At 51.3% G+C, this 26,945-nt stretch carries 21 protein-coding genes; 19 read left to right on the forward strand and 2 right to left on the reverse strand.

What is annotated here, in order from left to right:
* Positions 1–17 precede the first annotated feature (17 nt).
* The 12 genes from INP79_RS09515 (at position 18) to INP79_RS09570 (ending at position 14,161) form a co-directional block, all read left to right on the forward strand.
* Complete coding sequence (locus INP79_RS09515) at positions 18–3,128, forward strand: multidrug efflux RND transporter permease subunit (protein ID WP_194754059.1); 3,111 nt, start codon at positions 18–20, stop codon at positions 3,126–3,128.
* On the forward strand, positions 3,118–4,500 hold the full coding sequence (locus INP79_RS09520) for an efflux transporter outer membrane subunit (RefSeq protein ID WP_194754060.1): 1,383 nt from the start codon (positions 3,118–3,120) through the stop codon (positions 4,498–4,500). The genes INP79_RS09515 and INP79_RS09520 overlap by 11 nt, the downstream gene beginning before the upstream one ends.
* A 153-nt stretch (positions 4,501–4,653) precedes the next feature.
* Positions 4,654–5,139 carry a DUF2726 domain-containing protein gene (locus INP79_RS09525; protein WP_194754061.1) on the forward strand — a complete coding sequence of 162 codons (486 nt, stop codon included), beginning with the start codon at positions 4,654–4,656 and terminating at the stop codon, positions 5,137–5,139.
* Between the two features lie 178 nt (positions 5,140–5,317).
* A complete protein-coding gene (locus tag INP79_RS09530; RefSeq protein ID WP_194754062.1) occupies positions 5,318–5,560 on the forward strand; it encodes an AbrB/MazE/SpoVT family DNA-binding domain-containing protein in 243 nt (80 codons plus the stop codon).
* The gene (locus tag INP79_RS09535; protein WP_194754063.1) at positions 5,557–5,958 is read left to right on the forward strand and encodes a PIN domain-containing protein; all 402 of its coding nucleotides are present in this window, start codon (positions 5,557–5,559) and stop codon (positions 5,956–5,958) included. Before INP79_RS09530 ends, INP79_RS09535 begins: the two co-directional genes overlap by 4 nt.
* Positions 5,959–6,233: 275 nt before the next feature.
* Positions 6,234–7,574 carry a GTPase HflX gene (hflX, locus tag INP79_RS09540; protein ID WP_194754064.1) on the forward strand — a complete coding sequence of 447 codons (1,341 nt, stop codon included), beginning with the start codon at positions 6,234–6,236 and terminating at the stop codon, positions 7,572–7,574.
* Positions 7,575–7,920: 346 nt separating this feature from the next.
* A complete protein-coding gene (locus INP79_RS09545) occupies positions 7,921–8,490 on the forward strand; it encodes a PEP-CTERM sorting domain-containing protein (protein ID WP_194754065.1) in 570 nt (189 codons plus the stop codon).
* Between the two features lie 284 nt (positions 8,491–8,774).
* Positions 8,775–9,278 (forward strand): sigma-70 family RNA polymerase sigma factor, encoded by a 504-nt coding sequence (locus tag INP79_RS09550; RefSeq protein WP_194754066.1) that lies wholly within the window; start codon positions 8,775–8,777, stop codon positions 9,276–9,278.
* The gene (locus INP79_RS09555) at positions 9,275–10,243 is read left to right on the forward strand and encodes a FecR domain-containing protein (RefSeq protein ID WP_194754067.1); all 969 of its coding nucleotides are present in this window, start codon (positions 9,275–9,277) and stop codon (positions 10,241–10,243) included. Before INP79_RS09550 ends, INP79_RS09555 begins: the two co-directional genes overlap by 4 nt.
* Before the next feature lie 98 nt (positions 10,244–10,341).
* Positions 10,342–12,789 (forward strand): TonB-dependent receptor, encoded by a 2,448-nt coding sequence (locus INP79_RS09560; RefSeq protein ID WP_194754068.1) that lies wholly within the window; start codon positions 10,342–10,344, stop codon positions 12,787–12,789.
* 43 nt (positions 12,790–12,832) lie between these two features.
* On the forward strand, positions 12,833–13,966 hold the full coding sequence (locus INP79_RS09565) for a PepSY domain-containing protein (RefSeq protein ID WP_194754069.1): 1,134 nt from the start codon (positions 12,833–12,835) through the stop codon (positions 13,964–13,966).
* An 18-nt stretch (positions 13,967–13,984) separates the two neighbouring features.
* Positions 13,985–14,161, forward strand: a complete 177-nt coding sequence (locus INP79_RS09570; protein ID WP_194754070.1) for a hypothetical protein — start codon at positions 13,985–13,987, stop codon at positions 14,159–14,161.
* Between the two features lie 3 nt (positions 14,162–14,164).
* Here INP79_RS09570 and INP79_RS09575 read toward each other — a convergent pair whose 3' ends face one another.
* Entirely contained in the window at positions 14,165–15,061 is an 897-nt protein-coding gene (locus INP79_RS09575; protein ID WP_194754071.1) for a LysR family transcriptional regulator, read from the reverse strand.
* A 108-nt stretch (positions 15,062–15,169) separates the two neighbouring features.
* Between INP79_RS09575 and metE the strand changes: the two genes are divergently transcribed.
* The 7 genes from metE (at position 15,170) to INP79_RS09610 (ending at position 25,429) form a co-directional block, all read left to right on the forward strand.
* Complete coding sequence (metE, locus tag INP79_RS09580) at positions 15,170–17,461, forward strand: 5-methyltetrahydropteroyltriglutamate--homocysteine S-methyltransferase (protein WP_194754072.1); 2,292 nt, start codon at positions 15,170–15,172, stop codon at positions 17,459–17,461.
* A gap of 152 nt (positions 17,462–17,613) precedes the next feature.
* Positions 17,614–18,126 carry a sigma-70 family RNA polymerase sigma factor gene (locus INP79_RS09585; RefSeq protein WP_194754073.1) on the forward strand — a complete coding sequence of 171 codons (513 nt, stop codon included), beginning with the start codon at positions 17,614–17,616 and terminating at the stop codon, positions 18,124–18,126.
* On the forward strand, positions 18,123–18,974 hold the full coding sequence (locus tag INP79_RS09590) for a FecR family protein (RefSeq protein WP_194754074.1): 852 nt from the start codon (positions 18,123–18,125) through the stop codon (positions 18,972–18,974). Before INP79_RS09585 ends, INP79_RS09590 begins: the two co-directional genes overlap by 4 nt.
* Positions 18,975–19,017: 43 nt before the next feature.
* Positions 19,018–19,518, forward strand: a complete 501-nt coding sequence (locus tag INP79_RS09595) for a sigma-70 family RNA polymerase sigma factor (protein WP_194754075.1) — start codon at positions 19,018–19,020, stop codon at positions 19,516–19,518.
* On the forward strand, positions 19,515–20,480 hold the full coding sequence (locus tag INP79_RS09600; RefSeq protein WP_194754076.1) for a FecR domain-containing protein: 966 nt from the start codon (positions 19,515–19,517) through the stop codon (positions 20,478–20,480). Before INP79_RS09595 ends, INP79_RS09600 begins: the two co-directional genes overlap by 4 nt.
* 105 nt (positions 20,481–20,585) lie before the next feature.
* The gene (locus INP79_RS09605) at positions 20,586–22,955 is read left to right on the forward strand and encodes a TonB-dependent receptor (RefSeq protein WP_228519847.1); all 2,370 of its coding nucleotides are present in this window, start codon (positions 20,586–20,588) and stop codon (positions 22,953–22,955) included.
* A 152-nt stretch (positions 22,956–23,107) separates the two neighbouring features.
* The gene (locus INP79_RS09610; RefSeq protein WP_194754077.1) at positions 23,108–25,429 is read left to right on the forward strand and encodes a TonB-dependent receptor; all 2,322 of its coding nucleotides are present in this window, start codon (positions 23,108–23,110) and stop codon (positions 25,427–25,429) included.
* A 93-nt stretch (positions 25,430–25,522) separates the two neighbouring features.
* Here the strand turns inward: INP79_RS09610 and INP79_RS09615 are convergent, their stop codons facing one another.
* Positions 25,523–26,788 (reverse strand): OmpP1/FadL family transporter, encoded by a 1,266-nt coding sequence (locus tag INP79_RS09615; protein ID WP_370583250.1) that lies wholly within the window; start codon positions 26,786–26,788, stop codon positions 25,523–25,525.
* Positions 26,789–26,945: the final 157 nt, after the last annotated feature.

A 26,945-nucleotide genomic window follows, 5' to 3' on the forward strand; every position in this document is an offset into this window, starting at 1 on the left:
CTAAGGAAAGTGAATACATGAGCCGTTTCTTTATTGATCGCCCGATTTTTGCCTGGGTGATTGCCATCCTGATTGTGCTGGCGGGTTTAATTGCCATTAAACAGTTACCGATTGCACAGTATCCTGATATTGCGCCGCCCGTGGTCAACATTGCCGCCACTTATCCTGGTGCATCGGCCAAAGTGGTCGAAGAAACCGTGACCTCGATTATTGAGCGCGAGATGAATGGCATGCCTGGCCTGATGTACGTGTCGGCCACCAGCAACCAGGGCATGGCTTCGATTAGCGTGACTTTTCGCCAGGGCACCAACCCTGATCTGGCGGCCGTGGATGTGCAAAACCGCCTTAAAAGCGTGGAAGTGCGTTTGCCGGAAATCGTGCGCCGTAGCGGCATCATGGTGGAAAAATCGGCCGATAGCTTCCAGCTGATTGTGTCACTGACCTCAGAAGATAACCGTTACAGTGAGATTGACCTCGGCGAGTTGTCCTCTGCCACGGTGATGCCTACGCTTAAGCGCGTGCAGGGGGTGGGTAAAGTGCAGTCATTCAGCCCGGAATATGCCATGCGTATCTGGCCGGATCCGCAGAAAATGGCGGGTTTAAATGTCAGCGTGACCGAAATCTCCAATGCCTTGCGTAGTTACAATACACGCCTGACCTTGGGCCAGGTTGGTGCCAGTGGTGTGCCGGATGGCGCGCCATTGAGTGTGACGCTCGAAGCCGAAGCGACATTGAAAACGGTAGAAGACTTTGCCAATGTGCCACTACGCAGTCAGGCGGATGGTTCGGCTTTGCTGGTCAAAGATGTGGCACGGGTAGAAATGGGCAGCAGTGACTATACCTACAGTTCTAAAGTCAATGGCAAGAATGCCGCGGGGATGGCGATCAAGCTGTCGCCGGGCTCGAATGCGGTAGAAACCATCAAGCGCGTCAAAGTGGCGATGGAGCAAATGCAGCCCTATTTCCCGCCAAACGTGGTGTTCCAGTTGTCTTATGACTCCTCAGCGTTTGTGTCTATCTCGATTAAAAAAGTGATTCAAACGCTGGTTGAGGCGGTGCTGCTGGTATTCGTGGTCATGTACCTGTTTATGCAGAATCTGCGTGCGACCCTGATTCCGACCATCGTGGTGCCGATTGCCCTGATGGGGACGTTTGCTGTGATGTACTGGCTGGGTTATTCCATCAATGTGCTGACCATGTTTGGCGTGGTGCTGGCGATTGGTATCCTGGTTGATGATGCGATTGTGGTGGTGGAAAACGTCGAGCGGCTGATTGTCGATGAAGGCTTATCTGCGCGCGAAGCAACTATTAAAGCCATGTCGCAGATTAGTGGCGCGGTGGTGGGTATCACCGCCGTGCTGGTGTCGGTGTTTATCCCCATGGCCTTTTTTAGTGGCGCGGTGGGCAATATCTACCGCCAGTTTTCACTGGCATTGTCGGTGTCGATCAGCTTCTCGGCCTTTCTGGCGCTGTCGCTGACCCCCGCTTTGTGTGTCACGCTGTTGCGCCATGAGACCAGCCCGAAAGCCCGCTTTTTTGTCTGGTTTAACCGTAGCTTTAAATGCATGACCGAGCGCTACACACGCTTGACTGGTGGTTTACTCAGCAAACCCTTGCGCTGGCTGGCGGTGTTTGGCCTGATTGTGGCGCTGGTGGGCTGGTTGTTTATGCGTCTGCCAGGTGCATTTTTGCCAGAAGAAGACCAGGGTAACTTTATGGTCATGGTGTCGTTGCCACAAGGCGCGACGCTGGCGGAAACCGCAGAAGTGCTGGGCGATATGAGCCGTTATATCCAGCAACACGAGCCGGTGGATATTATTTTTGAAGTCAGCGGTTTTAGCTTTTATGGCACCAGCACCAATAGTGGCATGCTGTTTATCACGCTGAAAGATTGGTCCGAGCGACCCAAGGCCGAGCAACAAGTGCAGGCGATTGTGAATCGCGTCAACCAGCAATTTTATGGCCGCCCTAATTTGAGTATTTTCGCCATGAATGCGCCGCCATTGCCAGAGTTGGGTAGCGTGGGCGGCTTTGACATGAAACTGGTAGACCGTGCCAGTGTCGGCATAGAAACCCTGATGAAAGCGCGCGACCAGCTGATTGCCGAATCGGCCAAACATCCCGAGTTGGCGAATGTCTTGTTTGCTGGTTTGTACGATACACCGGTAGTCAATATGCAGCTTAATCGCAGCAAAGCCAATGCGCTGGGCATCTCACTGGATGAAATCAACGACTCACTGGCGACCTTGCTGGGCTCTAACTACCTTGGTGATTTTGTCTATGGCAACCAGGTGCGCCGGGTCTTGATTCAAGCCGATGGCGAACAGCGCCAGACGCTGGAGGATATCAAGAAAATCCGCCTCAAAGCCGCCGATGGCAGCCTGGTGCCGCTGTCTTCCATCATGACGCTGGATTGGGCCATGGGCACCCCGCAACGCACGCGTTTTAATGGCTTTCCGTCATTTAATATCAATGGCGGTGCCGGGCCTGGTTATAGCAGCGGTGAAGCGATGCAGAAGGTCGAAAAACTGGTACAAGGGTTGGGCAAGGGCATAGGTTTCGAATGGGCCGGGCAGTCACTTGAAGAGAAGCAATCCGGCAGCCAGGCCATCATGCTGTTTGGTTTGTCTATCCTGATAGTGTTCCTGGTGTTGGCCGCCTTGTATGAAAGCTGGGCCATTCCGTTCGCCGTGATGCTGGTGGTACCACTGGGTGTGTTGGGCGCGTTGCTTGGCGTGACTATCCGTGGTTTGCCCAATGATATTTATTTCAAGGTAGGCTTGATCGCGACGATTGGTTTATCTGCCAAAAACGCCATCCTGATCGTGGAGTTTGCACGCGAGCATGTGCTGCAAGGCATGCCTTTGCTTGAAGCCAGTTTATTAGCGGCTAAAGAGCGCTTGCGGCCGATTGTCATGACCTCGCTGGCCTTTGGTGTCGGTGTGATTCCATTGGCATTTTCCACCGGCGCTGCGTCGGGTGCGCAAGTTGCGATCGGCACCAGCGTGCTGGGTGGCATTATCACCGCGACCTTGCTGGCGATCTTTTTTGTACCGTTATTTTTTATTGTCGTGGGGCGCTGGATGAAAAAGCCAGCCACACAGCAAAGGGTGTCACATGAAGTTTAGCCGTATTCCCCTCATTGTCGCACTGGCATTCGCGATAAACGCTTGCTCGCTGATGCCTGAGTATTTCCGGCCAGCCGCGCCAGTGCCCGAGGCTTACCCAGGCCAGTCAGCGAATGACGCGGTGGCTGAAGCGCCACCACTCACCTGGCAAACTTATTTCCCCGATGCCGATTTACAGCAACTGATACAAGTGGGGTTGGCGCATAACCGTGACCTGAAAACGACCGTGCTGCGCATGGACGAAGCCAAGGCCACTTACGGCATACAAAAAGCCGACCGCCTGCCGACTATACAAGGTAACCTGACGTACGACCGTAGCCGCACCGTGTTCAGCTCCAGCCAGGCATTTGAGGCCGAGTTGTACCGCGTTGGCGTCGGTATTTCTGACTACGAGATTGACGTGTTTGGCCGCGTCAAAAGCTTGACGCAGGCTGCACTGGAGCAATACCTGGCCGTGACTGAGAACCGGCAAGCGGTACAAGCCACTCTGATCACTGAGATCGCTACGCAGTACGTCAACCTGTTGACCTTACACGCGCAACTCAAGCTGACGCAGCAAACGCTAGATGACCGCAAACAGACCTTGCATCGCACCCAGCGCCGTTTTGACGCCGGACTCGACCAGGTGCTGGACGTCAAAGCCGCACAAATCCAGGTCGAGCAAGTGCAGGCGCAACTCGCGCAATGGCAGCGCCAACTGGCAACCACGCAAAATGCTTTGTATTTACTGCTCGGCGAGTCATCACAGCGCACACCGTTAGTCATCAAACCTCTGGCGGATTTAAAACTGGCTGACGTTACGCCAGGCTTGCCTTCCAGCCTGTTGACCCGGCGCGCCGATATCCGTGCTGCCGAGCATCAGCTCAAAGCTGCCAATGCCAATATCGGTGCCGCCAGGGCTGCGTTTTATCCACGCTTGCAACTCACAACTAATGTCGGCCTGGTTAACTCGGAGTTCTCCAAACTGTTCTCTGACACTGGCAGCAACTACTGGTCTTTCAGCCCGCAATTGACCATCCCGATCTTTAACTATGGCCGCAACAAAGCCAACCTCAACCTTGCACAAACCCGTGAGCGTATCGAAGTGGTTAATTACGAAAAAACCATCCAGACCGCGTTTAAAGAAGTGATGGATGTATTAAGCACGCGCGCAGCGATTGCCGAAGAGTCGGCGGCCAGGGCGCGTTTAAGTGAATTGGAAAGCAGCCGTCTGCAACTGGTTAAACGCAAGCTGGATCAAGGTTTGGTGACTTACCTGGAATTGCTCGATGCGCAGCGCAGTGTACTTGATGCACAGTCACAGGCGCTGCAGATTCAGCAGCAGGCTTTGCAGAATCAGGTAGGTTTGTATAAGGCGCTGGGTGGGAGCTAAGCTTTCACCACAACGTAGTTGACGTGTTTAGGTTTGTATTTTATTATTTTTTTAATTAACAATTATTAACATAATTCTTTCTGAAGAATCTAAAGCAGTAATTACGGGAATGATTAAACAGATAGCAGCTTAAAACAGGAGGAGTCACAATTGATGAGTTTTACCTTTTTACTGTTAGCTTTGCTGGTGATTATCGCTATCCTTGGATTGCTGAAAGCGAAGTCTCAAGGCAATTCAAGTGGTCATGGTATTTGGCCTTTTTATGCAAAAAAGCCGTTATCACCACCTGAACAAATTTTATATTTCCGCCTTCTTGAGGCACTGCCGGACTACATTATTTTGGCTCAGGTTCAACTTTCTAGATTTTTAGGTGTTAAGAAAGGCCATAATTACCAATCATGGTCGAATCGTATTAATCGAATGAGCGCAGATTTTGTCATCTGCAAAAAAGACGCTTCTATTGTCGCTGTGATTGAGCTTGACGACAGCACTCACCAAAAACTCGATAGACACATCGCGGATAATAAAAAAGATAAAGCATTAGAGGCGGCGGCAATAAAAGTCGTGCGTTGGCAAGCCAAATCAATGCCTGACCTTTCAGAGATTAAAGCTACCTTTATTGCTCAAACCACACTATAAAGAATAACAGGTAGGGCGTACCTGCTTGCGGTACGCGGAATGATGGCTCGCGATCAATCACACATCACACTTATCGAATATCGTCGCGCTTGGCATAAAGGTGGAACGTATTTTTACAGTGAATTGTTTTGGATGATATACTTAAGTTAATGTATATCATTTTTGAGGGGTTAACTCTATGCAAGTCGCAAAATGGGGTAATTCATTAGCTGTGAGATTACCTGCGAGTGTGGTGCAGGCCTTAGGCCTTAAAGAGGGCGAAGAAATTGATTTGCATGTAGCAGGTGAGCGCAGTTTTGAAGTAAGCAAGCAGGCTAATGCAAAAGAGCTGCTGACGCGTTTGCGTTCGTTGCGTGGGCGTTTGCCTGAGAGCTTTCGTTTTGACCGCCTGGAAGCTAACTTGCGGGATAGCGACAAGTGAGCAAGCCGTTTATTGATAGCAATGTGATCTTATATTTGCTATCTGGCGATGTGAGTAAGGCAGACAAAGCAGAAGCGATGATTGCAACGGGTGGCACGATTAGCGTCCAAGTGCTTAATGAAGTGACCTCGGTTTGCCACAAAAAATTAAAAATGGATTGGGTTGAGATTGGGGCTGTTTTAGAGGCTATCAAAGCTAATCTGCAAGTTGTTCCACTCACTGAGAAAACGCACGCGTTAGCTGTGCAAATTTGCCAACTCCACCAATTGTCATTTTACGATGCGCATATTTGCGCGGCGGCAATTGATGCAGGTGCTACCACATTACTGTCTGAGGACATGCAGGATGGCATGGTGATTGATGGTATGGCGATAAAAAATCCCTTTAATGGTTTTTAGAAGTAACAGCCAAGTGATTTAACTATCATTAACCCCTAATGACTTTTTAAAGTTATTAAGGAGCCAACCATGCGTGCTCTAACCATATTCATATTTCGGAATCATGACACCTAACCTTAAGGTGCTAGTTGAGCGCGAGCGCATTTCGGCTATCCGCGCCACTCGATCATACTCACTACTGTGATCTATCAAACTTTATCTAATCACCTATAGCGGTGGTTTCTGCATTTGCGAGTACTATCTGCCCTCTATCATTCAAGAAGTGTTGTTCCCTCATGCAAAGTGAAGTTAAAGAGCCCGTCAGCCATGCCGTTGTGGCGGCCGTGCAACTGCCAAATGTCAGCGATATGGAGTTTGAAGCTTCGCTGAATGAACTGCGCGAACTGGCAAAAACACTGGGTTACAAGGTGGTGCACACGTTTGTGCAAAAGCGTCAGGGCTTTGATATTACTGGCTATCTTGGGGTGGGCAAGCGCGAAGAGATCCGTGAGTATGTGCGCAGTGTGGCTGAGCAGAGTGAGTTGCAGGCATTTAATAGCGCGGTTCCTCCTATTGAAGCGGTGCTGGTAGACCACGAAATTTCGCCGTCGCAGGCGCGCAATCTGGAGTTAGAAGTCGGTTGCGAGGTGATGGACCGCACCATGGTGATTTTGGAGATTTTTCACCGCAATGCCCGCTCACGTGCGGCGCGTGCGCAGGTGGAGATTGCGCGGTTGGGCTATATGGCGCCGCGTTTGCGCGAGGCGGCGAAGCTGGCGGGGCCGCAAGGGCGGCAACGTAGTGGCGCCGGTGGGCGCGGGGCGGGCGAGTCGCATACTGAGCTGGATAGACGCAAGATTCGTGACCGGATTGCCGAGCTGCAACAAGAAATTATTGTGATGGATGGCGAGCGCAGGACGCAGCGCGCGCGACGACAAGAGCGGCAGACAATGGCGAGTGTGGCGCTGGTTGGTTATACCAATGCCGGTAAATCTACCTTGATGCGCGCGCTCACTGGCAGCGAGGTGTTGGTGGCGAACAAATTATTTGCCACACTGGATACCACGGTGCGCGCCTTGTACCCGGAAAGCGTGCCGCGCGTGCTGGTCAGCGATACCGTGGGTTTTATCAAGAACCTGCCGCATGGCCTGGTGGCTTCTTTTAAATCTACGCTGGATGAGGCGCTCGATGCTGCGCTGTTGTTGCATGTGATCGATGCCAGCGATCCTGGGTTTGAACGTCAGCTTGAGGTGACGGATAAGGTACTTGAGGAAATCGATGCGGATGTCGTGCCGCGTATTCGCGTGTTTAACAAAATAGATTACGTGGGCGATGCCACCGCGCAAGTCGAGTGTGAAGCCGCGCTGCGCCTCAAATACCCGGATTGCATAGTCATGAGTGCCCGCCGTCCGGATGAAGTGGCGATGCTGCGGCAGAAGATCGTCTATTTTTTCCGGCAGGATCTGGTGGAAACCGAGATTTTCCTGCCTTGGTCAGCCCAACAGCTACGCGGCAAGATTTATGGCACCTGCCAGGTATTGGGCGAGCGCTCACATGAAGAGGGCACTTTTTTCACTGTGCGCGGCGAACCCAATGACATTAATAGCCTGCGTGAGCAATTGATATTGGTGCAATGAGTGCTCATCACGATAGTTTGGACTGGTCAGGACGCATCAGTATTTAACTGAATAAACGCCTGCACCTAATCAATTAATAGGGACAGACTCGATAGTCTGTAAAAATTGATATTTATTTATATAAATGTATTAAAAATAATGAGTTATATCAGGTGTTGTTTGTATTTTTGTGATAACTGCAATGCTTTTATGCGTGTTTTTTTTCGCAAGTTAATATTCTGTTGCTCTTTTATTCGGGAAGAGTAGTATTGATGAAAATTAGTGCGATAAGAAACTTAGGGGCGATAGCGAGTTTTTTGTGTTTTTTTCATTAATCTTTAAGTATTTTTATTGAGTGGAGGAGCAAATGAAACATTTTAGTAAATTTGCAGTAGCTATGGCCCTTGCAGTTGGATGCACACAAGTTTTTGCTGCGGGATCTATTTTTGTCACTGAGCCTGGAGCCGACGGTTTTAACATTGAAACGGGTGGCTTTAACGGATCCAGTTACGAGATTTCTAAAATAGTGTTTGATTTTAGTAGCACCATCACAGCTGATGGTAGCTATCTGGTGATTGATGGCTCGCCATTCTCTGTGACTGCGCCAGCTGGCGGTAGCGCTGTGTTCTTTGGTAGTGGCGCCGTATTTGGTTTTGACTTTACAAGTTTCAACACTTTTGAATCATTCAGCTTCAAGTGGGATCCTGACTCAGCGATTAGCGGATCTTATGGTGCAACAGCGCTTGATTTTATCGGTGGCACAGTAACAGCTTATACGACCAATGGTTTATACAAAGGGTCTTTTGAGCTAGTAGGCAATGGACCAGACGTCACTGCTTCACTTTCACCTTATGTCCCTGTGCCAGAGCCTCTCACCAGTGCTGGCCTGCTTGCGGGTTTGGGTGTGTTAGGTTTGGCCCGTCGCCGTCGCTCATAGTTATTGTGATTGTCTGTCTTAAAGCCCATCACATGATGGGCTTTTTTATTTTAGCGCCCTTACACAAGTTATTCTTGCTGATGATGCGCTTAGGCGTGACGGTCTTGATCAGAAACCAGGGGCTAGTCACCTAACTCTTTGCCAAATCAATAAATGCTTGCACATCATCAATCTGCACTGTTGATTGGTATATCCTCAAATCTGCTTAGCTTGCCTTGTTGTCAAATTGGTCTTAATAAAAGACCGTGATACAATTGATAATGATTCTTATTAGCAAATAAATTATGTCAATGCCTGACCCTGGTGTGCAACAGCAATTGCATCACTTATACAGCCATCATTATGGCTGGTTGAAAGCATGGTTACGAAAAAAGCTCTCTTGCCAGCACACCGCGGCTGACTTGGCACAAGACACCTTTGTGCGACTGATCATTGCTGATCAAAAGCCATTGCCGGAACAGTCTCGCGCTTATTTAACGCAAATTGCCAAAGGCTTGATGATTGATCTGTATCGACGTCAACGCCTGGAACTGGCTTATCAGGAGTGGCTGCTGCAATTACCGCCGGTCGAGACTCCTTCGCCTGAGCAGCAGGCGATTGCATTGCAAAGCCTGATACAGCTAGACAAGGTGTTGGACCAATTGCCTGCCAAAGTACGCGAAACATTTATCCTGTCGCGGTTTGAGCAACTGACTTATAGCCAAATTGCCGACCAGCTTGGTGTTTCTGTGGCTGCAGTGCGCAAATATATGCTCAAAGCCACGCAAGCCTGCATGGAGTTGTTATGAACCAGCATTCAACGATCAATCTAGTCACAGACTATGCCAGACTACAACAGGAAGCATTAGAGTGGCAGGTGATGTTATGGTCAGGTGAGGTCACTGCCGATCAGCAGCATGCATTTGAGGTCTGGCTGAGCCGCAGTGATGCGCATCAGCAGGCATGGTCTGAAATAGAGGTCATGCAGCAAAAACTGCAATTGGTGCCACAGGCGACCATCGGACTGGTGCGAGAAAAGCTACCTTCCGCCAAAAGACGGCGACTGTTACAAATGCTGGGGCTGGCGGCTGTGGCTGGCGGCACTGTGCCGGTTGTGCGTCAAAGTAATACTTGGCAAGCACTGGCTGCTGATTATCGTACCCATACCGGCCAGCAGGAAAAGATCCGGCTGGCCGATGGTAGCCAGTTGATCATGAATACTTCGACTGCGGTAGATATTGTCTATAGTGCGCATGAACGTAAGCTGGTGCTGCATGAAGGTGAAATTTATATCAACACTGCGCCAGATACGACACAGTCACGGCCCCTGCTGGTTCAAACGCGTCATGGAACGGCAACCGCACTAGGCACCGCATTCAATGTTCGCTTAAAACAACACGAAACACGGGTCTCTGTGTATGACGGCGCGGTCAGGCTGCGTTCAGATAATGGGTTGCATAGCCTCACCATTGCAAGTGGCATGCAGGCTGGGTTATTAGCAGACGCCTTGACCAAGGCGACCCGCAATAGCAGTGAAAGTGCCTGGCTGGATGGCCGGTTGGTGGCGGAGCAATTACGTTTAGGCGACTTTCTGGATGAGTTAAGCCGTTACCGCATGGGGGTGATCCGTTATGACCAGACGGTGGCCAATATGCTGGTGTCAGGTGTATTTCCACTTATGGATAGCGATCGTGTCTTGCAGTCGTTATTGCAGGCGCTGCCCTTACGTATTCATTATTTCTCCAAGTATTGGGTGACCGTCCATGCCGCCTGATAGTCGTGAGTTTAGGTAAAAAATGGCTTAAGGCGTAGCACTTTTATTTTTTCATTCGGGATAGGAGTGAAGACTACTTTTTCAATGAGGAAATAAATATGTCACACCCCATCTCAGCGCAGGCAGCATTGCCTGTGTTCCGTATCCGTCAGCTGGCTGGCCTGCTTTTACTCTCAGGCATGGTCTCCATGGCTTATATGCCACGCGCTTATGCCGATGCCGTGCAAGAGAGCGGTGCTGCCTTGCAGGCATTTAATATTGCGGGTGGCAGTATGGATCAGGTGTTGAATACTTATGCCAGGCAAACTGACATCTTGCTGGTGATTGATGCCAGCCTGACCCACGGCAAGCAAAGTCGCGGATTGCACGGGCAATATGATGTATTGCAGGGTTTAAATGCTATTTTGACTGGTAGTGGTTTGCAGGCGGTGGTGCAGGATAATGGCAGCTACAAATTGCAAAAAGCCACGCAGCCGCTGCCTGCAGTATCGGGTGCGGTAGAAACATTGCCGGAAGTCGTGGTATCCACTGCGCGCGCAGTTGAAGACCGTTCGGCATACGCAGGTAAACAGGTAGCACGCGATGGCCGTGCCGGTATGCTGGGACAGCGTGATTTTCTGGATGTGCCATTTAATGTGACCAATTATACGGAGGAGGTGATTGCGGATCAGCAAGCACGTAGCATTGGGGATGTATTGCAAAATGATCCGTCGGTACGTCAAACCAGCGCCCGTACCAATATCAATGAAGACTTCTCTATCCGCGGCTTTACCGTTGCCAGCCAGGACATCGCCTTGAACGGCATGTATGGCCTGATGCCTTATTTCCGTGTACCGGTAGAAATGGCTGAGCGTGTGGAAGTGCTTAAAGGCCCGAGCGCATTGCTCAACGGCATGCCGCCCAGTGGTAATGTCGGGGGTAGTATCAATATTGTGCCCAAGCGTGCAGGTGACCAGGCATTAAGCCGTTTTGGCGTGACGTACATGAGTGATTCCGTATATGGCGGCACGGCAGACCTGGGTCGCCGGTTTGGTGAAAATAACGAGTTTGGCGTTCGCCTCAATGGTATGTACCGCAAAGGTGATACAGCCCTGGACCAACAAAAACTGGAAGAGTTTATGGGCAGCCTGGCGCTGGACTACCGTGGTGAGCGTTTACGGGTCACGGCAGATTTCATCAACCAGCAAGAAACAATCAATAAAGTCGTCCGCCAGTTTACGGTGGGTGCCGGTTTAACCAAAATGCCGGGCGCACCAGATAATCAGTTGAATTATCCTGGCTATGGTCACTCGCAAATGAAAGACCGTTCCATGGTATTGCGTGGCGAATATGACGTGACTGATGCCGTCATGGTGTATGCCGGTGTTGGCAGCCGCAACAGCCAGATGGACGCAGTGGCAGGCAACCCGAGCTTGACCAGTGCTAATGGTAACTATAGTTCCATGGCTATGTGGCAGTTATTTGAAGTGAAGTCTGAATCGTTTGAAGCAGGCAGCCGTATTAAGTTCGACACAGGCCCGGTTGGCCATCAGGTGAGCCTGGGCGCGACCAAAGTCAGCCAGAATACCGATATTCACTTTGTTGCGCTGTCGGGCACAATTAACGGTAACATTTTTGACCCGGTGTATATTGATACGCCCAGCACCTCCGGCCTGAATGGCAATAAACTCAAATATGGCACAATGACGCTGACTAGCTATGCGTTGGCAGATACCTTGTCGTTTTTGGATGACAAAGTACAGCTTACTTTGGGCGCTAGGCACCAGAGTGTGGAGCAACAGGCCTATAACTTTGTGACAGGTGCAAAATCGGGGCCTGGATATGATAAAGGAGCCCTCACGCCGGTGGCAGGTGTCGTATTCAAACCGCAAGAAAATGTCTCCTTGTATGCCAACTATATCGAAGGTTTAAGCCAGGGGCAGCAGGCCCCAGTGGGTACCAGCAATTCCGGGCAAATGTTTTCACCTTATAAAACCAAACAAAAAGAGGCTGGTGTCAAAGTGGACTGGGGCAAAATTGCCACTACGGTGAGCGTGTTTGAAATTGAGCGCCCCAGTGCTATAACGACCAATGGCACTTACCGTGTGAGTGGTGAGCAGCGTAACCGTGGCGTGGAGTTGAATGTGTTTGGTGAAGTCACTGAAGGCGTTCGACTGCTTGGTGGAAGTGCTTATACACAAGGCAAACTGGTAAAGAGCGGTGATGATGGGAAGTTTAACGGCAATACTGCAGTCGGCGTGCCCGACTGGCAAATCAGCCTGGGCGGTGAGTGGGATCCGGTGCCTGTGCCCGGCCTGACACTCACTTCCCGGGTGATTTATACCAGCAAGCAATATGTGGATCAGGCTAACAACCTGTCCATTCCAAGTATCACCCGCTTTGACATCGGCGCGCGTTACAAAACCGTATTGAATGCAACCCCGGTGACCTTGCGTGCCAATATCGAGAACCTGTTTAATCGCGATTACTGGAATACCTCGAATGAGGGGTATATCTACCTGGGTATGCCGCGTACCTTGCTGCTCTCGGCAACGGCTGATTTTTAGGCCGACGCTACAATTTAGATGTTGAAAATAAAGAAGTCGTTTGATGAGTATTCGTAAGTGGTACCTGATACATAAATGGAGCAGCCTGGTGTGTACGGCGTTCTTGCTCATGCTGTGCCTCACCGGGTTGCCTTTGATTTTCCATGAGGAAATCGAGCATTTGTCCGGTGTGGTGGAGGCGCCCATCATGGCAGAGAACACACCTAATGCCAGCATGGATGCGGTGGCTGACGCTGCGCGCAAACAGCGGCCGCAGGAGGTGATCCGCTTTATGTTCTGGGAGCAGGACGAGCACCCGAATGTCACGCTGGTGTCCATGGCTAAGTCCATGGATGCCTCGCCCGACGATTCGAATATCGTGCTGGTTGACTCACGCACGGCCAAAGTGCTGGATGCTCCGCCGCCAGACCGCGGGTTTATGTATGTGATGCTTAAACTGCATATTGATATGTTTGCCGGTTTGCCCGGCATGCTGTTTTTGGGCTTTATGGGTTTGCTGTTTGCGGTCGCCATTATTTCTGGCATTGTGCTGTATCACCCGTTTATGCGGCGACTGGATTTTGGCACTGTCAGGCGTGAGAAGCAGGCGCGCTTGAAGTGGCTGGATATCCACAACCTGCTGGGTGTAGCAACGCTGGTTTGGGCGCTGGTTGTCGGCATCACTGGTACCATCAATACTTTGAGCCAGATCGTCATTATGGTTTGGCAAGGCGACCAGATGGCGGACATGATTGCACCTTATAAAGGCTTGCCGCCACCAGTCAAGCTTGGCTCTTTGCAAGGCTCGATTGACACGGCCAAAAAAGCCGTGCCGGACATGCACGTCAGTTTTGTAGCTTTCCCCGGCAGCATGTTCTCCAGCCCGCACCACTACACGGTGTTTTTGAAAGGCAATACGCCGGTAACTTCGCGTTTGCTGCGCCCGGCATTGATTGATGCGCAGACGGCACAATTAACCGATACACGGGAAATGCCGTGGTATGTCAAAACATTATTGTTGTCACAACCGCTGCATTTTGGGGATTATGGTGGTTTGCCACTCAAAGTGATTTGGACCTTACTGGATCTGATTACGATTGTGGTGCTGGGCAGTGGCTTGTATTTATGGCTTAAACGTCATCAGCATGTTGAGCAGCGCATACAGCATTTACAGCAGGCGCATGCCGAGACGCTTTAAATTGGAGGATTGAACACCATGCAAAAGAAATTCCTTCAAATCTGGGGCTGGCCGATTGTGTTGGCTGTGTTGAGTACGTTTGGCCTGCTGGCGGCACTGTTAGGCACTGGGATATGGCATTGGCTGTCCTGGCTCAGTCTGGCGGTCCCGTTGGCCATGATCTGGTATTACACCTGGAGAAAGCCACAGGCCTGACGGTCAGGCCGAGCGTTGCTGGTGTGCATTCGCCAGTGCAATAAATGCCTGCACATAGTCTGTATTGACATCCGTTTCGCGTATGCCTAAGTAAATCTGCTTGGCAATGCCTTGTTCGCCCAATTTGACTGGCACGACATCAAAACGGCTTTGATATTCCTCCACCAGCCAGCGCGGCAAGGCGGCGACACCGCGGCCGCTGGCGACCATTTGTAGCATGATATCAGTAGTTTCTATGGGTTTGTGCACCTGCGGGCTGATGCCTGCAGGTTGCAGAAACTGGTTGTAAATATCGAGCCGGTCAATATCTACCGGGTAGGTAATCAGCGTTTCACCGCTAAGCTGTTCTGGCAGCACATAGTCCAACTCTGCCAGCGCATGCTGACGCTGCACGACCAATACCTGTTCGTAGTCAAACACCGGCACAAATTTCAGGCCGGGTTTATACAGCGGGTCTGGGGTGACCAGCATATCAATCTCATAGCCGAAAAGCGCACCGATGCCGCCAAATTGAAATTTCTGTTTGACGTCTACATCCACATCCGGCCAGTCGGCCAAATAGGGTGACACCACCTTGAGCAGCCATTGGTAGCAGGGATGGCACTCCATACCGATGCGCAAGGTGCCGCGCTCGCCCTGGGCAAACTGGCGCAGGCGTTCTTCAGCGAGTGACAGTTGCGGTAGTAATCGATTAGCCACTGCCAGCAGGTATTGCCCGGCCTGGGTCAGGCGTAGGCTGCGGCCTTCGCGTAACCAGATATCAGTACCCAGTTGCTGTTCCAGTTTTTTAATTGAGTGGCTAAGGGCCGATTGCGTGAGAAATAACTTTTCAGCGGCGGCTGTCAGTGAGCCTTGTCGTTCGACTTCGCGAATAATGGCTAAATGGATACGTTCAATCATGTGTTTATGTATGAAAAAAATTAATTGATTGTTGAAATAATACCATTTTACTTCATGAATTGCCTTTCCTAGAATGTGTGCTCTTTAACGATCACTCAAGGGGCTGGCATGGCGACCACACACAATCTGGGATTCCCGCGCATAGGCGCAAAACGCGAACTGAAATTTGCTTTAGAGGCTTATTGGAAAGGGCAGTCTTCACTGGACGCATTAAAGCAAGTGGGCAAAGACTTGCGCCAGGGCAACTGGGCGTTGCAATCCGATCTGGATTTAGTGCCTGTGGGTGACTTTGCCTTTTATGACCAAGTGCTGGACATGAGTTTTACCCTGGGTAACCTGCCAGCGCGCGTGCAAGATTTTCATGGTGATGCGCTGGATAACTATTTCCGCGTGGCGCGTGGCCGCTCTGCCGAGTCTGATGAAGCGCATGCGCAGTGTTGTGGTGGCGTAACAGCGGGGGAGATGACCAAGTGGTTTGATACCAACTATCACTACATCGTGCCAGAGTTTACTGCGGAGACGCAATTTAAACTGGATGCGACGCGTTTGCTGGCACAACTGGCTGAAGCGAAAACACAGCAGGTGAAGGCCAAGCCGGTGATTATCGGCCCGGTGACTTACCTGGCGATAGGCAAAAGCAAGGATGATTCGGATCGCCTGGCGTTGCTGCCGCAGTTGTTGCAGGTGTATACCGAGTTGCTGGAAACGCTGGTCGCGCAGGGGGTGGAGTGGGTGCAGATTGATGAGCCAATTTTGGTGACTGAACTGACGGCCGAATGGCAGCATGCGTTTAACCTGGCTTATCACCAGTTGAAGAGCAGCCGTGCCAAACTGCTGTTGGCGACTTATTTTGGGCCGTTGGCGGATAACCAATACCTGGCGGCTAATCTGCCCGTCGCCGGGTTGCATGTGGATGCGATCAATGCGCGCAGTGAAGTCGTGCCTTTGATCAGCATGCTGCCTGCGCACAAAGTGCTTTCTATTGGCGTGATTAATGGCCGCAATATCTGGAAAACAGATTTGAATGCCACGCTGGATTGGCTGGAGCCGATTGCCGAACGTTTGGGTGACCGTTTGTGGCTGGCGCCTTCATGCTCGTTGCTGCATGTGCCGGTGGATCTCGACAGCGAAGTCAAACTGGAAGCCGAGGTTAAGTCATGGTTGGCTTTTGCCAAACAAAAGCTGGAAGAGTTACAGGTGTTAGCAACGGCATTAACACATGGGCGTGCTGCGGTAAAAGTGGCATTGGCGGTGAATCAGGTAGCGATTGACGCACGCCGCGCCTCCAAACGTGTGCATAATCCGCAGGTGAAAGCCGCGCTGGCAACACTGACACCACAACTGGGGCAGCGCCAGAATACGTATGCGCAACGTGCGGCCAAGCAGGCGGCATTGCTCAAGTTGCCCAAATATCCAACGACGACGATTGGTTCTTTCCCGCAAACGGCTGAGATTCGCCAGGCACGCAGCCAGTTCAAGGCTGGGGCGTTGGATAACGCTGGCTATGAAATCGCCATGAAAACTGAAATTGAGCGCAGCGTGCGTGAGCAGGAGTCACTGGGCCTGGATGTATTGGTGCACGGTGAGGCCGAGCGTAACGACATGGTGGAATACTTTGGTGAGCAACTGGATGGCTATGCCTTCAGCCAGTTTGGCTGGGTGCAGTCGTATGGCTCGCGTTGTGTCAAACCGCCTATCCTGTTTGGCGATATCAGCCGCACACAAGCCATGACGGTAGCGTGGATCAAGTATGCGCAATCGCTGACCAGCAAGCCGATGAAGGGCATGCTGACCGGCCCGGTGACGATATTGAACTGGTCATTTGTGCGTGATGACCAGCCACGTGCCGTCAGTTGCTACCAGTTGGCGCTGGCGATTCGTGAAGAAGTACTGGATTTGGAAAAAGCAGGCATTCACGTGATCCAGATTGATGAGGCGGCCTTGCGTGAAGGCTTGCCATTGCGCAAATCACAGTGGAAAGAGTATTTGAACTGGGCGGTGGAATCTTTCCGTATCACGGCTAATGGTGTTGCCGATGAAACGCAGATCCACACGCATATGTGCTATTCGGAGTTTAATGACATTATTGCTGCGATTGCCGAGATGGATGCTGACGTAATTACCATTGAAACCTCACGCTCGGACATGGAATTGCTGGATGCGTTTGATGATTTCAACTACCCGAATGAAATCGGGCCAGGCGTCTATGACATTCACTCGCCGAATATCCCGACCCAGGATCATATCGTGCAACTCATGCAAAAAGCGGCCGAGCGGATTCCGGCCGAGCGTTTGTGGGTAAACCCGGATTGTGGCCTGAAGACACGGCAGTGGGCGGAAGTGTTACCCGCGTTGACCAATATGGTGGCGGCAGCTAAAACCTTGCGTGCCCAGGCTTAGGGCGCGATACAGCTTGCTGGCATCCGGCGTCGGGTGCCAGCAAATCTTGCCTTCTCTTTGCGTTTTTTAATCTAGTTGATAATGATTTTCATTTGTATTTTTTTATAGAGGCCGCTAAGATGTCCGTTTAAATAATTGTCTGACTTATTGTTGTGTTGCTCCATCCCGAAAACTCCAAACTTGTAGTGACCCTGGTGTATCACTACGATGAATTGGTCAATTATGTGAAGCGTCACTTTGGTGACCAGCATTTCGCACAGGATGTGGTGCACGACGTCTGCATAGAGATCATGGAGCGGCCACTGGGTCAGCCGGTGAATACGCCCATGGCCTTTTTGCGCCGGCTTTCCAGAAACCGGGCCATAGACCGTTACCGCCAGCAGCAGATGCAGCAGTCTCACGTGCACACCATGCAGGATACGCTAGCGCAGGCACATGAGGTGGATGGCGAGCGGGTATTACATTTTGTGCAGCGATTAGAGGCGTTAAAACGCATTATCGAAGCGTTACCGCCGCGTCAGCAGCAGGTGTTTTTACTGCACAGGTTGCATGAAATGCCACAGCAGGAAATTGCAGATGCGCTGGGTATTTCGCGCAATATGGTGACACAGCATTTTACCAAGGCGATGGCGACCATCCAGCGGGCTTGGGGAGCGCAGGCATGAAGATCAGTCGCCATGAAGCTCGCCCCTTGCCGGAACAGGGGAGTGCACCGGATGTGCTCAGCCCTTATACAGAGGCATTGCGCAACCACTTTCCTTCGCGAGAAGACATTCTGCGCGCCGCCCAACAGCAGACCCGGCACCAGCGCCGTTTGAAAAAAATCACTGCCGGTATTGCCGCCATCAGCGTCGTTGCACTCAGCTGGTATGTAGACCCGGTATTGCAGCGTGAAGACCTGCATACCATGGTCGGACAACAAGCCCATTATGTGTTGAAAGATGGCAGTCGCGTCACGCTCAACACCAATAGTGTTCTGCTGGTGGAGCAGCGTCTTTACTCCAGGCAATTACATTTGCAGCAAGGAGAGGCGTTGTTTAGCGTAGAGCATGCATGGCGACCTTTCACCGTCTATGCACACGAAACGGCTATCAGGGATATCGGGACGGTATTTAATGTACGTCATCATGGGCAAGGCGCTGTGGTGACCGTGGTCGAAGGCGCTGTAGAAGTGCGCACTGCATCTGACCGGCGCCAGGTTTTCCAGAACCAGGCAGTGCGTACCCTGGCGGCTGACATTTCTACAACACAGACTGTTTCAGCTACTGCTGCAACGGTCTGGCAACAAGGCCGACTCATGTTTGACGGTGACACCTTGGCAGAGGTTGTCAGCGAGTTGCAGCGTTACCATCACGAGCAGATTGAAATTGCAGATGCACGCATCACCCATTACCGTATGTCAGGTGAGTACGATATCAATGGTATTGATGCATTGATTGATACCTTGCCAGAAATTTTGCCGGTGCGTATCTCCCGGCAAGAGGGTGGTGTGATTGTGATCCGGCATCGTTAATCATGATTGAGCCATTTTATATTGTCGCCAGAAAGTGCCAGCCATGGCTTTGCTGAATGTGCGCTGGCAGCAATTACACGATGTCTACCGTCAGCATCATGACTGGCTGCAGGGCTGGTTGCGCAAAAAAACCGGCAACCCATGGGATGCGGCGGATATTGCGCATGATACGTTTGTGCGTGTCATGCATAAAGACAAGCTGGCCCAGTTAGGGGCAGAGCCACGTGCCTTGCTGGTGCATATTGCCAAAGGCCTGGTCATAGACCACTGGCGCCATCAGCAGGTGGAACGCGCTTACCAGGAAACATTGGCACATCTCACGCCAGGCTTATGGCCATCGGCTGAAGAGCAGCACCTGATTCTGGAATCATTGCGACAAATTGATCATCTATTGCAACACATGCCTGCGCAAACCCGCGCTATTTTTTTACTGGCGCAACTGGATGGACTGACTTACCAGCAAATTGCCGATCAACTGGCGCTTTCACTGATCACTGTCAAACGGCATATGCGTAAAGCGTATCTGGCGTGTTTAAGCCTATGATGTTAAATACTCCCTCAACGCTGGATCAACAGGTGCTGGCCCAGGCGGTGGACTGGCTGCTGAAATTACAGTCGGAGGAGACGAGCCCTGCGACACTGGCGGCGTTTGAGCATTGGCAAAGCAGTCACCCACAACATGCAGAGGCCTGGTCGCGACTCACGCAAATACAACAAACCTTTGGGCAGGTGCCGCATAAAGCATTGGCCAAACAGGTGCTGGCGCGCATAGACCATACATCACGCAGGCAGGCACTCAAAAAACTGGGTACGCTGGTAATCGTATTACCAAGTGCATGGCTGGGATATCGGACGTTACCTTTAGAACGCTGGCGGGCCGGGTACCAGACCGCGGTTGGCGAGCAGAAACATCTGCATCTGGGCGATGGCACGCGCCTGGTATTGAATACAGATTCTGCCGTGGATATCCAGTATCACCAAGAGCGGAAGATTGTGTTGCACCAAGGTGAAGTGTGGCTGGAAACCGGGCATCAGGACAAGCGCAAATTGGTCGTCATCACGCCGCATGGTGAGCTGGTGCCATTGGGCACACGCTTCAATGTCAAGTTGACTGCTGATCGTACTATATTGGCGGTGACCGAAGGGGCAGTGCGTATTCAACTCGACAATGGCCAGAGCAGTGTGGTGCAAGCCGGGCAGCAGCGCGCATTCAATCGCCATGGATTGGAGCCAGCACGAGTTGCGGACCAAAGCGTGGGCTACTGGCAGCAAGGCATGCTGCTGGCACAAGCAATGCCCTTAGAGGCATTGCTCAAAGAGCTGGCACGTTACCGGCACGGCGTGATCCGTTGCCATCCTGAGCTCAGGCAGATGACCGTATCGGGAGCGTTTCCTTTAAAAGATACCGATGCCGCACTCGATTTACTGCAAAAGACCTTGCCGGTAAAAGTCGTCGCGCCTAGCCGCTACTGGATCATGATTGAACCTGCATCTGCCGCAGGATAAAAAAATGTTGTTTACCCTGATACTTTTTTAGCATTCGCCCGGTGTACATGATGAAGGCCGTTCCTAGGCCGTTTCATTATTGATACTTAAGAAAGTTCTCAGGCAATGACATCTTCCGTTTTTAAACTTACTCCGTTGCAGAGCGCACTGCGTGTTGCTTTGTGCGGCTTTATTTTGGCGGCCAGTCCGTCGCTGGTGATGGCGGATAGCCCCAAAGCCGTCGCCGAGAAACAGCGTTATCAACTCGCCCCAGGCCCCTTGGGTCATGTGCTGGCAGAGTTTGCTGCCTTGACTGGCACACGCCTGTCGTTTGACCCCGCCCTGCTTGCCAACTTGAAAAGTGACGGCCTGCAAGGGCATTACAGCGTTAATGAGGGATTCGATACCTTGCTCAAGGGCAGTGATTTTGCACTGGATGACAAGGGTGGCCAGCAATATTCGCTAAAGAAGAGCGCGAAAGTCAGTAGCTCTGCTGCACCCACGACCAGCGCTCATGAATCAGTGGATACCTTGCCAGAAGTGACCGTGCAGGGTGAGAAAATCACGCGTAAACTCAGTGAAACCTACTCCAGTGTGGCTGTCGCTACCGCCCAGGATATCCGTACGCATGGTGATCAGTCGCTATCTGACATCATGGCGCGTACGCCTGGTGTATATACGCAGTCACGTAATGAAACCTGGGGTATCCGTGGCGTGCCGGTAACCGGCTTTGATGACCAGGGGCCGCTGTCGTTAAACAACGCGGTGTCGGTGTTTGTTGATGGTGCCTTGCAAACCAGCAGTATGGTGACCATGAGTCCGCTTTCAACCTGGGATATGAAACAGGTGGAAGTGTACCGTGGTGCACAATCGACCGTGCAAGGCCGCAACGCATTGGCGGGAGCTGTGATTATGCAAACCAATGATCCCGAGTTTAAAAATACACTGACCTTGCAAGGCAACCTTGGCAATTATTACCAGCAGGGTGGGGCGCTTGCAGCCAACGCGGTGTTAGTGCCAGAGGTGTTGGCAGGTCGCTTTGCCTTGAATGTGCAAAATGAAGAGGGTTATATCAAAAACCGTGTGCTGGATAACAATGCCGATCCGCGCCGCTCTATCAATGCCCGTGGCAAATTGTTGTTATTGGCTGGGGATAACACAGAGGCTTTGCTGACCTTATCGCACACCGATTACCACGCCGGTAGCAATGGCGTGACGCAACTCAATAACCAGCCGCAATATTACAAGTTGAACCAGAACACAGATGCTTTTGATGCCATACAGCAAAATGAGGCGACACTAAAGCTGACACATCAGCTCAATAAGTCATGGGCGTTAACCAGCATTTCTTCGGGGACCAATGCGAACTACCAGAGCCTGCTGGATTTTGATCAGGGTGCGGTAGATAGCGAAGAAGCCAATCGCCACCATCAAACCAGATTATTTAGCCAGGAGTTCCGCGCCACATACCAAGGGGATACCCTGAAGGCACACGCTGGTTTCTACTATGGCTCTTCGAGAATCAAGTTTAATGATACCTTGGGCGTGGTGGGCTTCGGGTCGGTATTGATGGCGGATGGCAGAAGCCAGATACGCAACCAAGCGATCTTTGGCGAGGTTAACTGGGATTTTGACCCGCACTGGCAAGCCATCGCCGGTTTGCGTTATGACCGTGAGAAAAATGAAGCCAAGGTCGATTATGTGCTGGATACCTTCTCGCTATCACCAGTCACCGAAGCCGATGACAAAAAGACTTTTGGCGCCTTACTGCCAAAAGCGGGCATCAACTATATCTGGTCGCCTACTCAGCGTACTGGCTTTGTGGTGCAACGTGGTTATCGTGGCGGTGGTATTAATATGCGGGTGCCATCCGATCACCGGCCATATGACGCGGAATTCACTACTACCTACGAGTTTTCTTATCGCGGTAGCTGGCCTGAATATGGCCTGAAAACCTTTGCCAACGTGTATTACACCGATTGGAAGGACCAGCAGGTCCGTCAGCGCGATGCATTGAATCGTTTGTATATTTCTAACGCTGCCAGAAGCCGTATGCGCGGCCTGGAGGTTTCGGCTGAGTATGCGATCAATAGTGACTGGCAGATGATTGCCGGTGCCGCCTACAATCACACTGAATATCTGGACTTTATCAACAGTGATGGTCTCAATATGCGCGGTAAACAGTTCATTATGGCGCCAAGAACAAAAGTGAATCTTGGCTTGAACTACCACTTGGGTAACCAGTGGCTGTTCAATGTAGACACGGTTTACCAGGATAGCAGCCCTTCCGTATATCTGCTCACAGAAACCCGGCGTAACGACAGCGTGGTGCTGGTGAATGCCAATGCGACCTATCGTTTAAATCCACGTACCACGGTGAATGCCTTTGTGCGTAACCTGTTTGACCGCGAGTATGTCACCAATAATAGTAGTGGCGATGTGCTCGATGTTGGCGCTCCGCGCTTATTCGGGATGGCGCTTAAGCTGGAGATTTAACGCGTTTCTATTAAAAGTACCGGCCCGTATGGGCGGGTACTTTTTTGACCGGCACGACCACCGGGATAAGTTTTTTAGCTCAGACATCAACATTTGCCGATGCTCATGCGACATACCAGTGTAAGCAATTTATTTATTCACTGGAAAGCACGATGTCTCTCTCTTATAAGCCTACTTTAATGGCGTTATTACTGGCCAATCTCGTTTTCACTGCCCAGGCTGTGGAACTGAATATTCCCTCACAATCATTAGATAAAGCCCTGAATGCTTTGGCTCATCAGTCGGGTGAGCGCATTCTTTTTTCTACTGCGTTGACTGAGCATAAGCAATCCCCCGCACTCAGGGGTGACTATACTGTGCGTCAGGCGCTGGAAAAGCTACTGGAAAATAGTGGTTTGGCATTAAAGCAAACGGATAGCAAAAGCTTTACCGTGATTCGGCTGGATGTAGACGAGAAAACGCCTCAGTTATTAAATGAAGTGCATGTGCAGGCAGCCAGGGAGGGCAATGGGCTGCTTAGTCGTTACGAAGCTAATCAGGCCAGTTATGGCGCACTGGGCGAAAAAACATTACTGGATACACCATTCTCCGTCAGGGTGGTGAAATCGGAAGAGATGGTTGATCGGCAAGTGACGAATATTGCGGATGTATTCAGGCTGGATGCTGCCGTGACGGCCTCAAGTAATGGGGTCGCGCGTGAAAGCTCCATGATTACCGTCAGGGGCCTAGCGCTCGATTTATTGAATGGTTATAAAATTGATGGCCTGAATATTTCGGCATGGAATACCGATTTACCCATTGAGCATTTCGAGCAGATTGAGCTGCTGAAAGGCTTGTCCGGGTTCATGTATGGTTTTGCACAGCCGGGCGGTATCCTCAATTACAAGCTCAAGCGCGCCGGGGATACGCCGATGACGCGCGTGACGGCCGGCTTGATGACGGATAGTCAATACAATCTCAACCTGGATATCGGCCGTCGTTTTGCCGATGATCGTTTGGGATTGCGTGTCAATTATGTACACGAAGGTGGCGATACTTATCTGGATACGCCGATCAAGCGAGATTCAGCCTCCGCCGCACTGGATATTAAACTCAGTGACCAGTTAACCATTGAGGCCGACACACTATATCAAAAACGCAAAGTGAATGGCTCCATGTTCGCGTTGGTGGTGGATGATAATGCTGCCGCCCCTAAGCCGATTGATGGCGCCAAACGCCTGACGCAGGATTTTACCTATCATGAGACCGAGATGCTGACTGCAGGTACCGGGTTGCGTTGGGCATTCAATGACGACTGGAATATCAGTACGGCCGTACGTATGTCCAAACTCAAGCGTACCAATTACGACAGTTATCTTTACATCAATGACGATGCCGGTAACTATGATGATGGCCTGGTACAGTGGTATAGCGAGCACACCAATCTGTCAGCAAACATGATGGTGAATGGGCGGTTTGATACCGGGAGTATCAAGCATGCGCTGGTGGCGGGGACGGATATGCAAACGGTGCATCGCAGTGGTGCGCCGGACGGTTTTGCCTCCTTGGGAGCGGGCAATTTGTACGGTGGCCGCAGTGATGCAAGCAATCCACATTCCGACATCAGCAAAGATGTCAGTACCATTTTCAGGACCCGCAATGTTGGTGTGTTTGTGAGCGACACGATTGAATGGACGCCGCAATGGAGCACCATTATTGGCCTGCGTCATAGTAGCTACCGCAAAACCCAGCCCGGCGGTGAGACCTTTGACAAAAGCAAGGTGACACCAACCTATGCTCTGCTCTGGAAACCGCAAGAGGCACTGACTGCCTATGTCAGCTATGTCGAGGCGTTAGAAGAGGGCAACACGGCGCCCCTGGGAACCAATAATAAAGACCAATCCTTTGGGCCACTGGAAAGCAAGCAATATGAGCTTGGCCTCAAACAGCAAGGCAGCTTCTGGTCTGCCGAAGCCGCGCTGTTCCGCATGCAACGTGGCCTAGCTTACACGAATAGTAGCGATTATTACGTACAGCAAACGAAAGGCCTGGTCCTGAGTGGACTGGACCTGGCGGGCCGTGTTGAACTCGGCAGCCAGTGGGCCTTGCGCGGTAGCATGGTACTCATGCACAGTGAAAACAACAGTGATGATGTTGATGTCAATGGCAAGGATGCGCCTAACGCCCCCAAGTTTACTGCTACCTTATTTACTGATTATCAAATGCTGGCTGTGCCTGGCGTGACCTTATCAGCAGGGATGCGTTATGTGGGTGACCGTTACCTGGAAGCAAGAAATATTCACCGCATGGATAGTTATACTTTATTTGATCTGGGTGCGCGCTATCAGACCAAACTGAATGACCATCGCGTGACCATGCGTGCGGCTATTCAGAACCTGACCAATGAGAAATATTGGCAAACCCACGGCGACTGGAATTTCCTGACACAGGGCGAGCCGCGTATTTTCAAGGTGAGTGCACAGGTAGATTTTTAAGCGTGACAGCTAGGGGATCAGCTGACTGTTGTTTTCCTCAGACATACTCGTCTTTGAGCCTGGCATCCTTGATGCCAGGTTTTTTTGTTTAAGCTACCAGCGGCGGCTCAGCATAAAGTGCAACACAATCGCCTCATTACGGATTTCAGACTCACCAAATAATCGGCTGTTGTATTTAACGCTGACAGGTAGCATCCATTCGACGCCGCCTGTCATCAGCCAGTGCTGGTCGATCTTGCGTGCGGCACCGAAGGTGAGGTGATGCTCCAGGGTGCCTGCCAATAAAGGACTGGAGTTCTGGCGCGGGATCGGGTTTTTGCCGTAATTGTGGCCCGCATAAAGCGTGGTACGGTCATCCCAGTTGTACGCAACGCCTGTCGCGACTACCCATTGGTCTTTCCAGTCGGCAGCCATCGAGCTGCCATATATAGATTGCGCTGAAGCATTGTTTGGTTTGGTGGCGCGCAGGGTCACGTCATTGATCGCATCGCCCCAGTTAAGCCAGTTGAGTTTGAATGACAGCAACCAGTCATCTGTTGGCTTGAACGCTAACCCTACAGCGACTTCGCGCGGTAAGGCGAAGCCTTTGATTGAAGCATCGGCATACTTCACCTTGCCCAACCCGAAATCTGTGAAGTCAGCTGTCAGTGTGCCGCCGGTCATCGGCAATTCGGTTTTCTCGGTATAGGAGGCCGCCAGCGTCAGTGCAGGGGTCACACGATATTGCATGCCCAGCTTGAAGCCAGTACGCACTGCGGAGGCGCCCTCTAATTTGTAACCTGCAAAGGGCACCGCATTCACTGAAGTATTCGCAAAAAAGTCCTGTTCTATGCTCGCATAAACAATATTCAGGCTGGCGCCCAGAGATAGCTTGTCAGTTACCTCGCAACCGATACCGGGGATGATCTTGGCGATCCCAAACAGCGAGGACAAATCATCGCGATTGCCAAACGGCGTACGCAGGTTGTCGAACACGCCACCGGCGCCGCCTTGTGCGAACAAGCCTATGCCAGCCGTACAGGGCGTATTTTCCAGTGGCCGCGCATAGCCACCACCACCAAGCAAGGTATAGCGGTTAGACGCATGTTCTTCGTTACGGGGATCTTTGTGTACCAGGTCGGTGGTGCGTAGCACTGAGCCAAACATATCCAGCAATGGCGCTTTAATCTGCGTCAGCCCGGCCGGGTTGGTATTGAGTGCGCTGGTGTCACGCGCGACCGCCACGTCAGCACCGCCCATCAGGGTTGATTCAGCACCAAAGCCAATCAGGTTGATGCCGTTGGTGGCATACGCGGGGCTGGCAGCCACCAACATGAGGACGGTGAGCCTGCATCTTGTAGATAGACGGAGAAAAGTCATGACGGATTTGGTTTTTATTCGTTATGCCTAGTGTCGCATAATTCGTTACCACTGTGTCCTAATGATTACGACGTAAAAATAGCTTTTTTATCACGATAGGAGACGGCATATCACTCACTGAAGTTGTGCAGTATGGTTGTAAAAATATTCTTGAATA

The sequence above is a fragment of the Methylophilus sp. QUAN genome (genome assembly GCF_015354445.1).
Lineage (GTDB): Bacteria > Pseudomonadota > Gammaproteobacteria > Burkholderiales > Methylophilaceae > Methylophilus.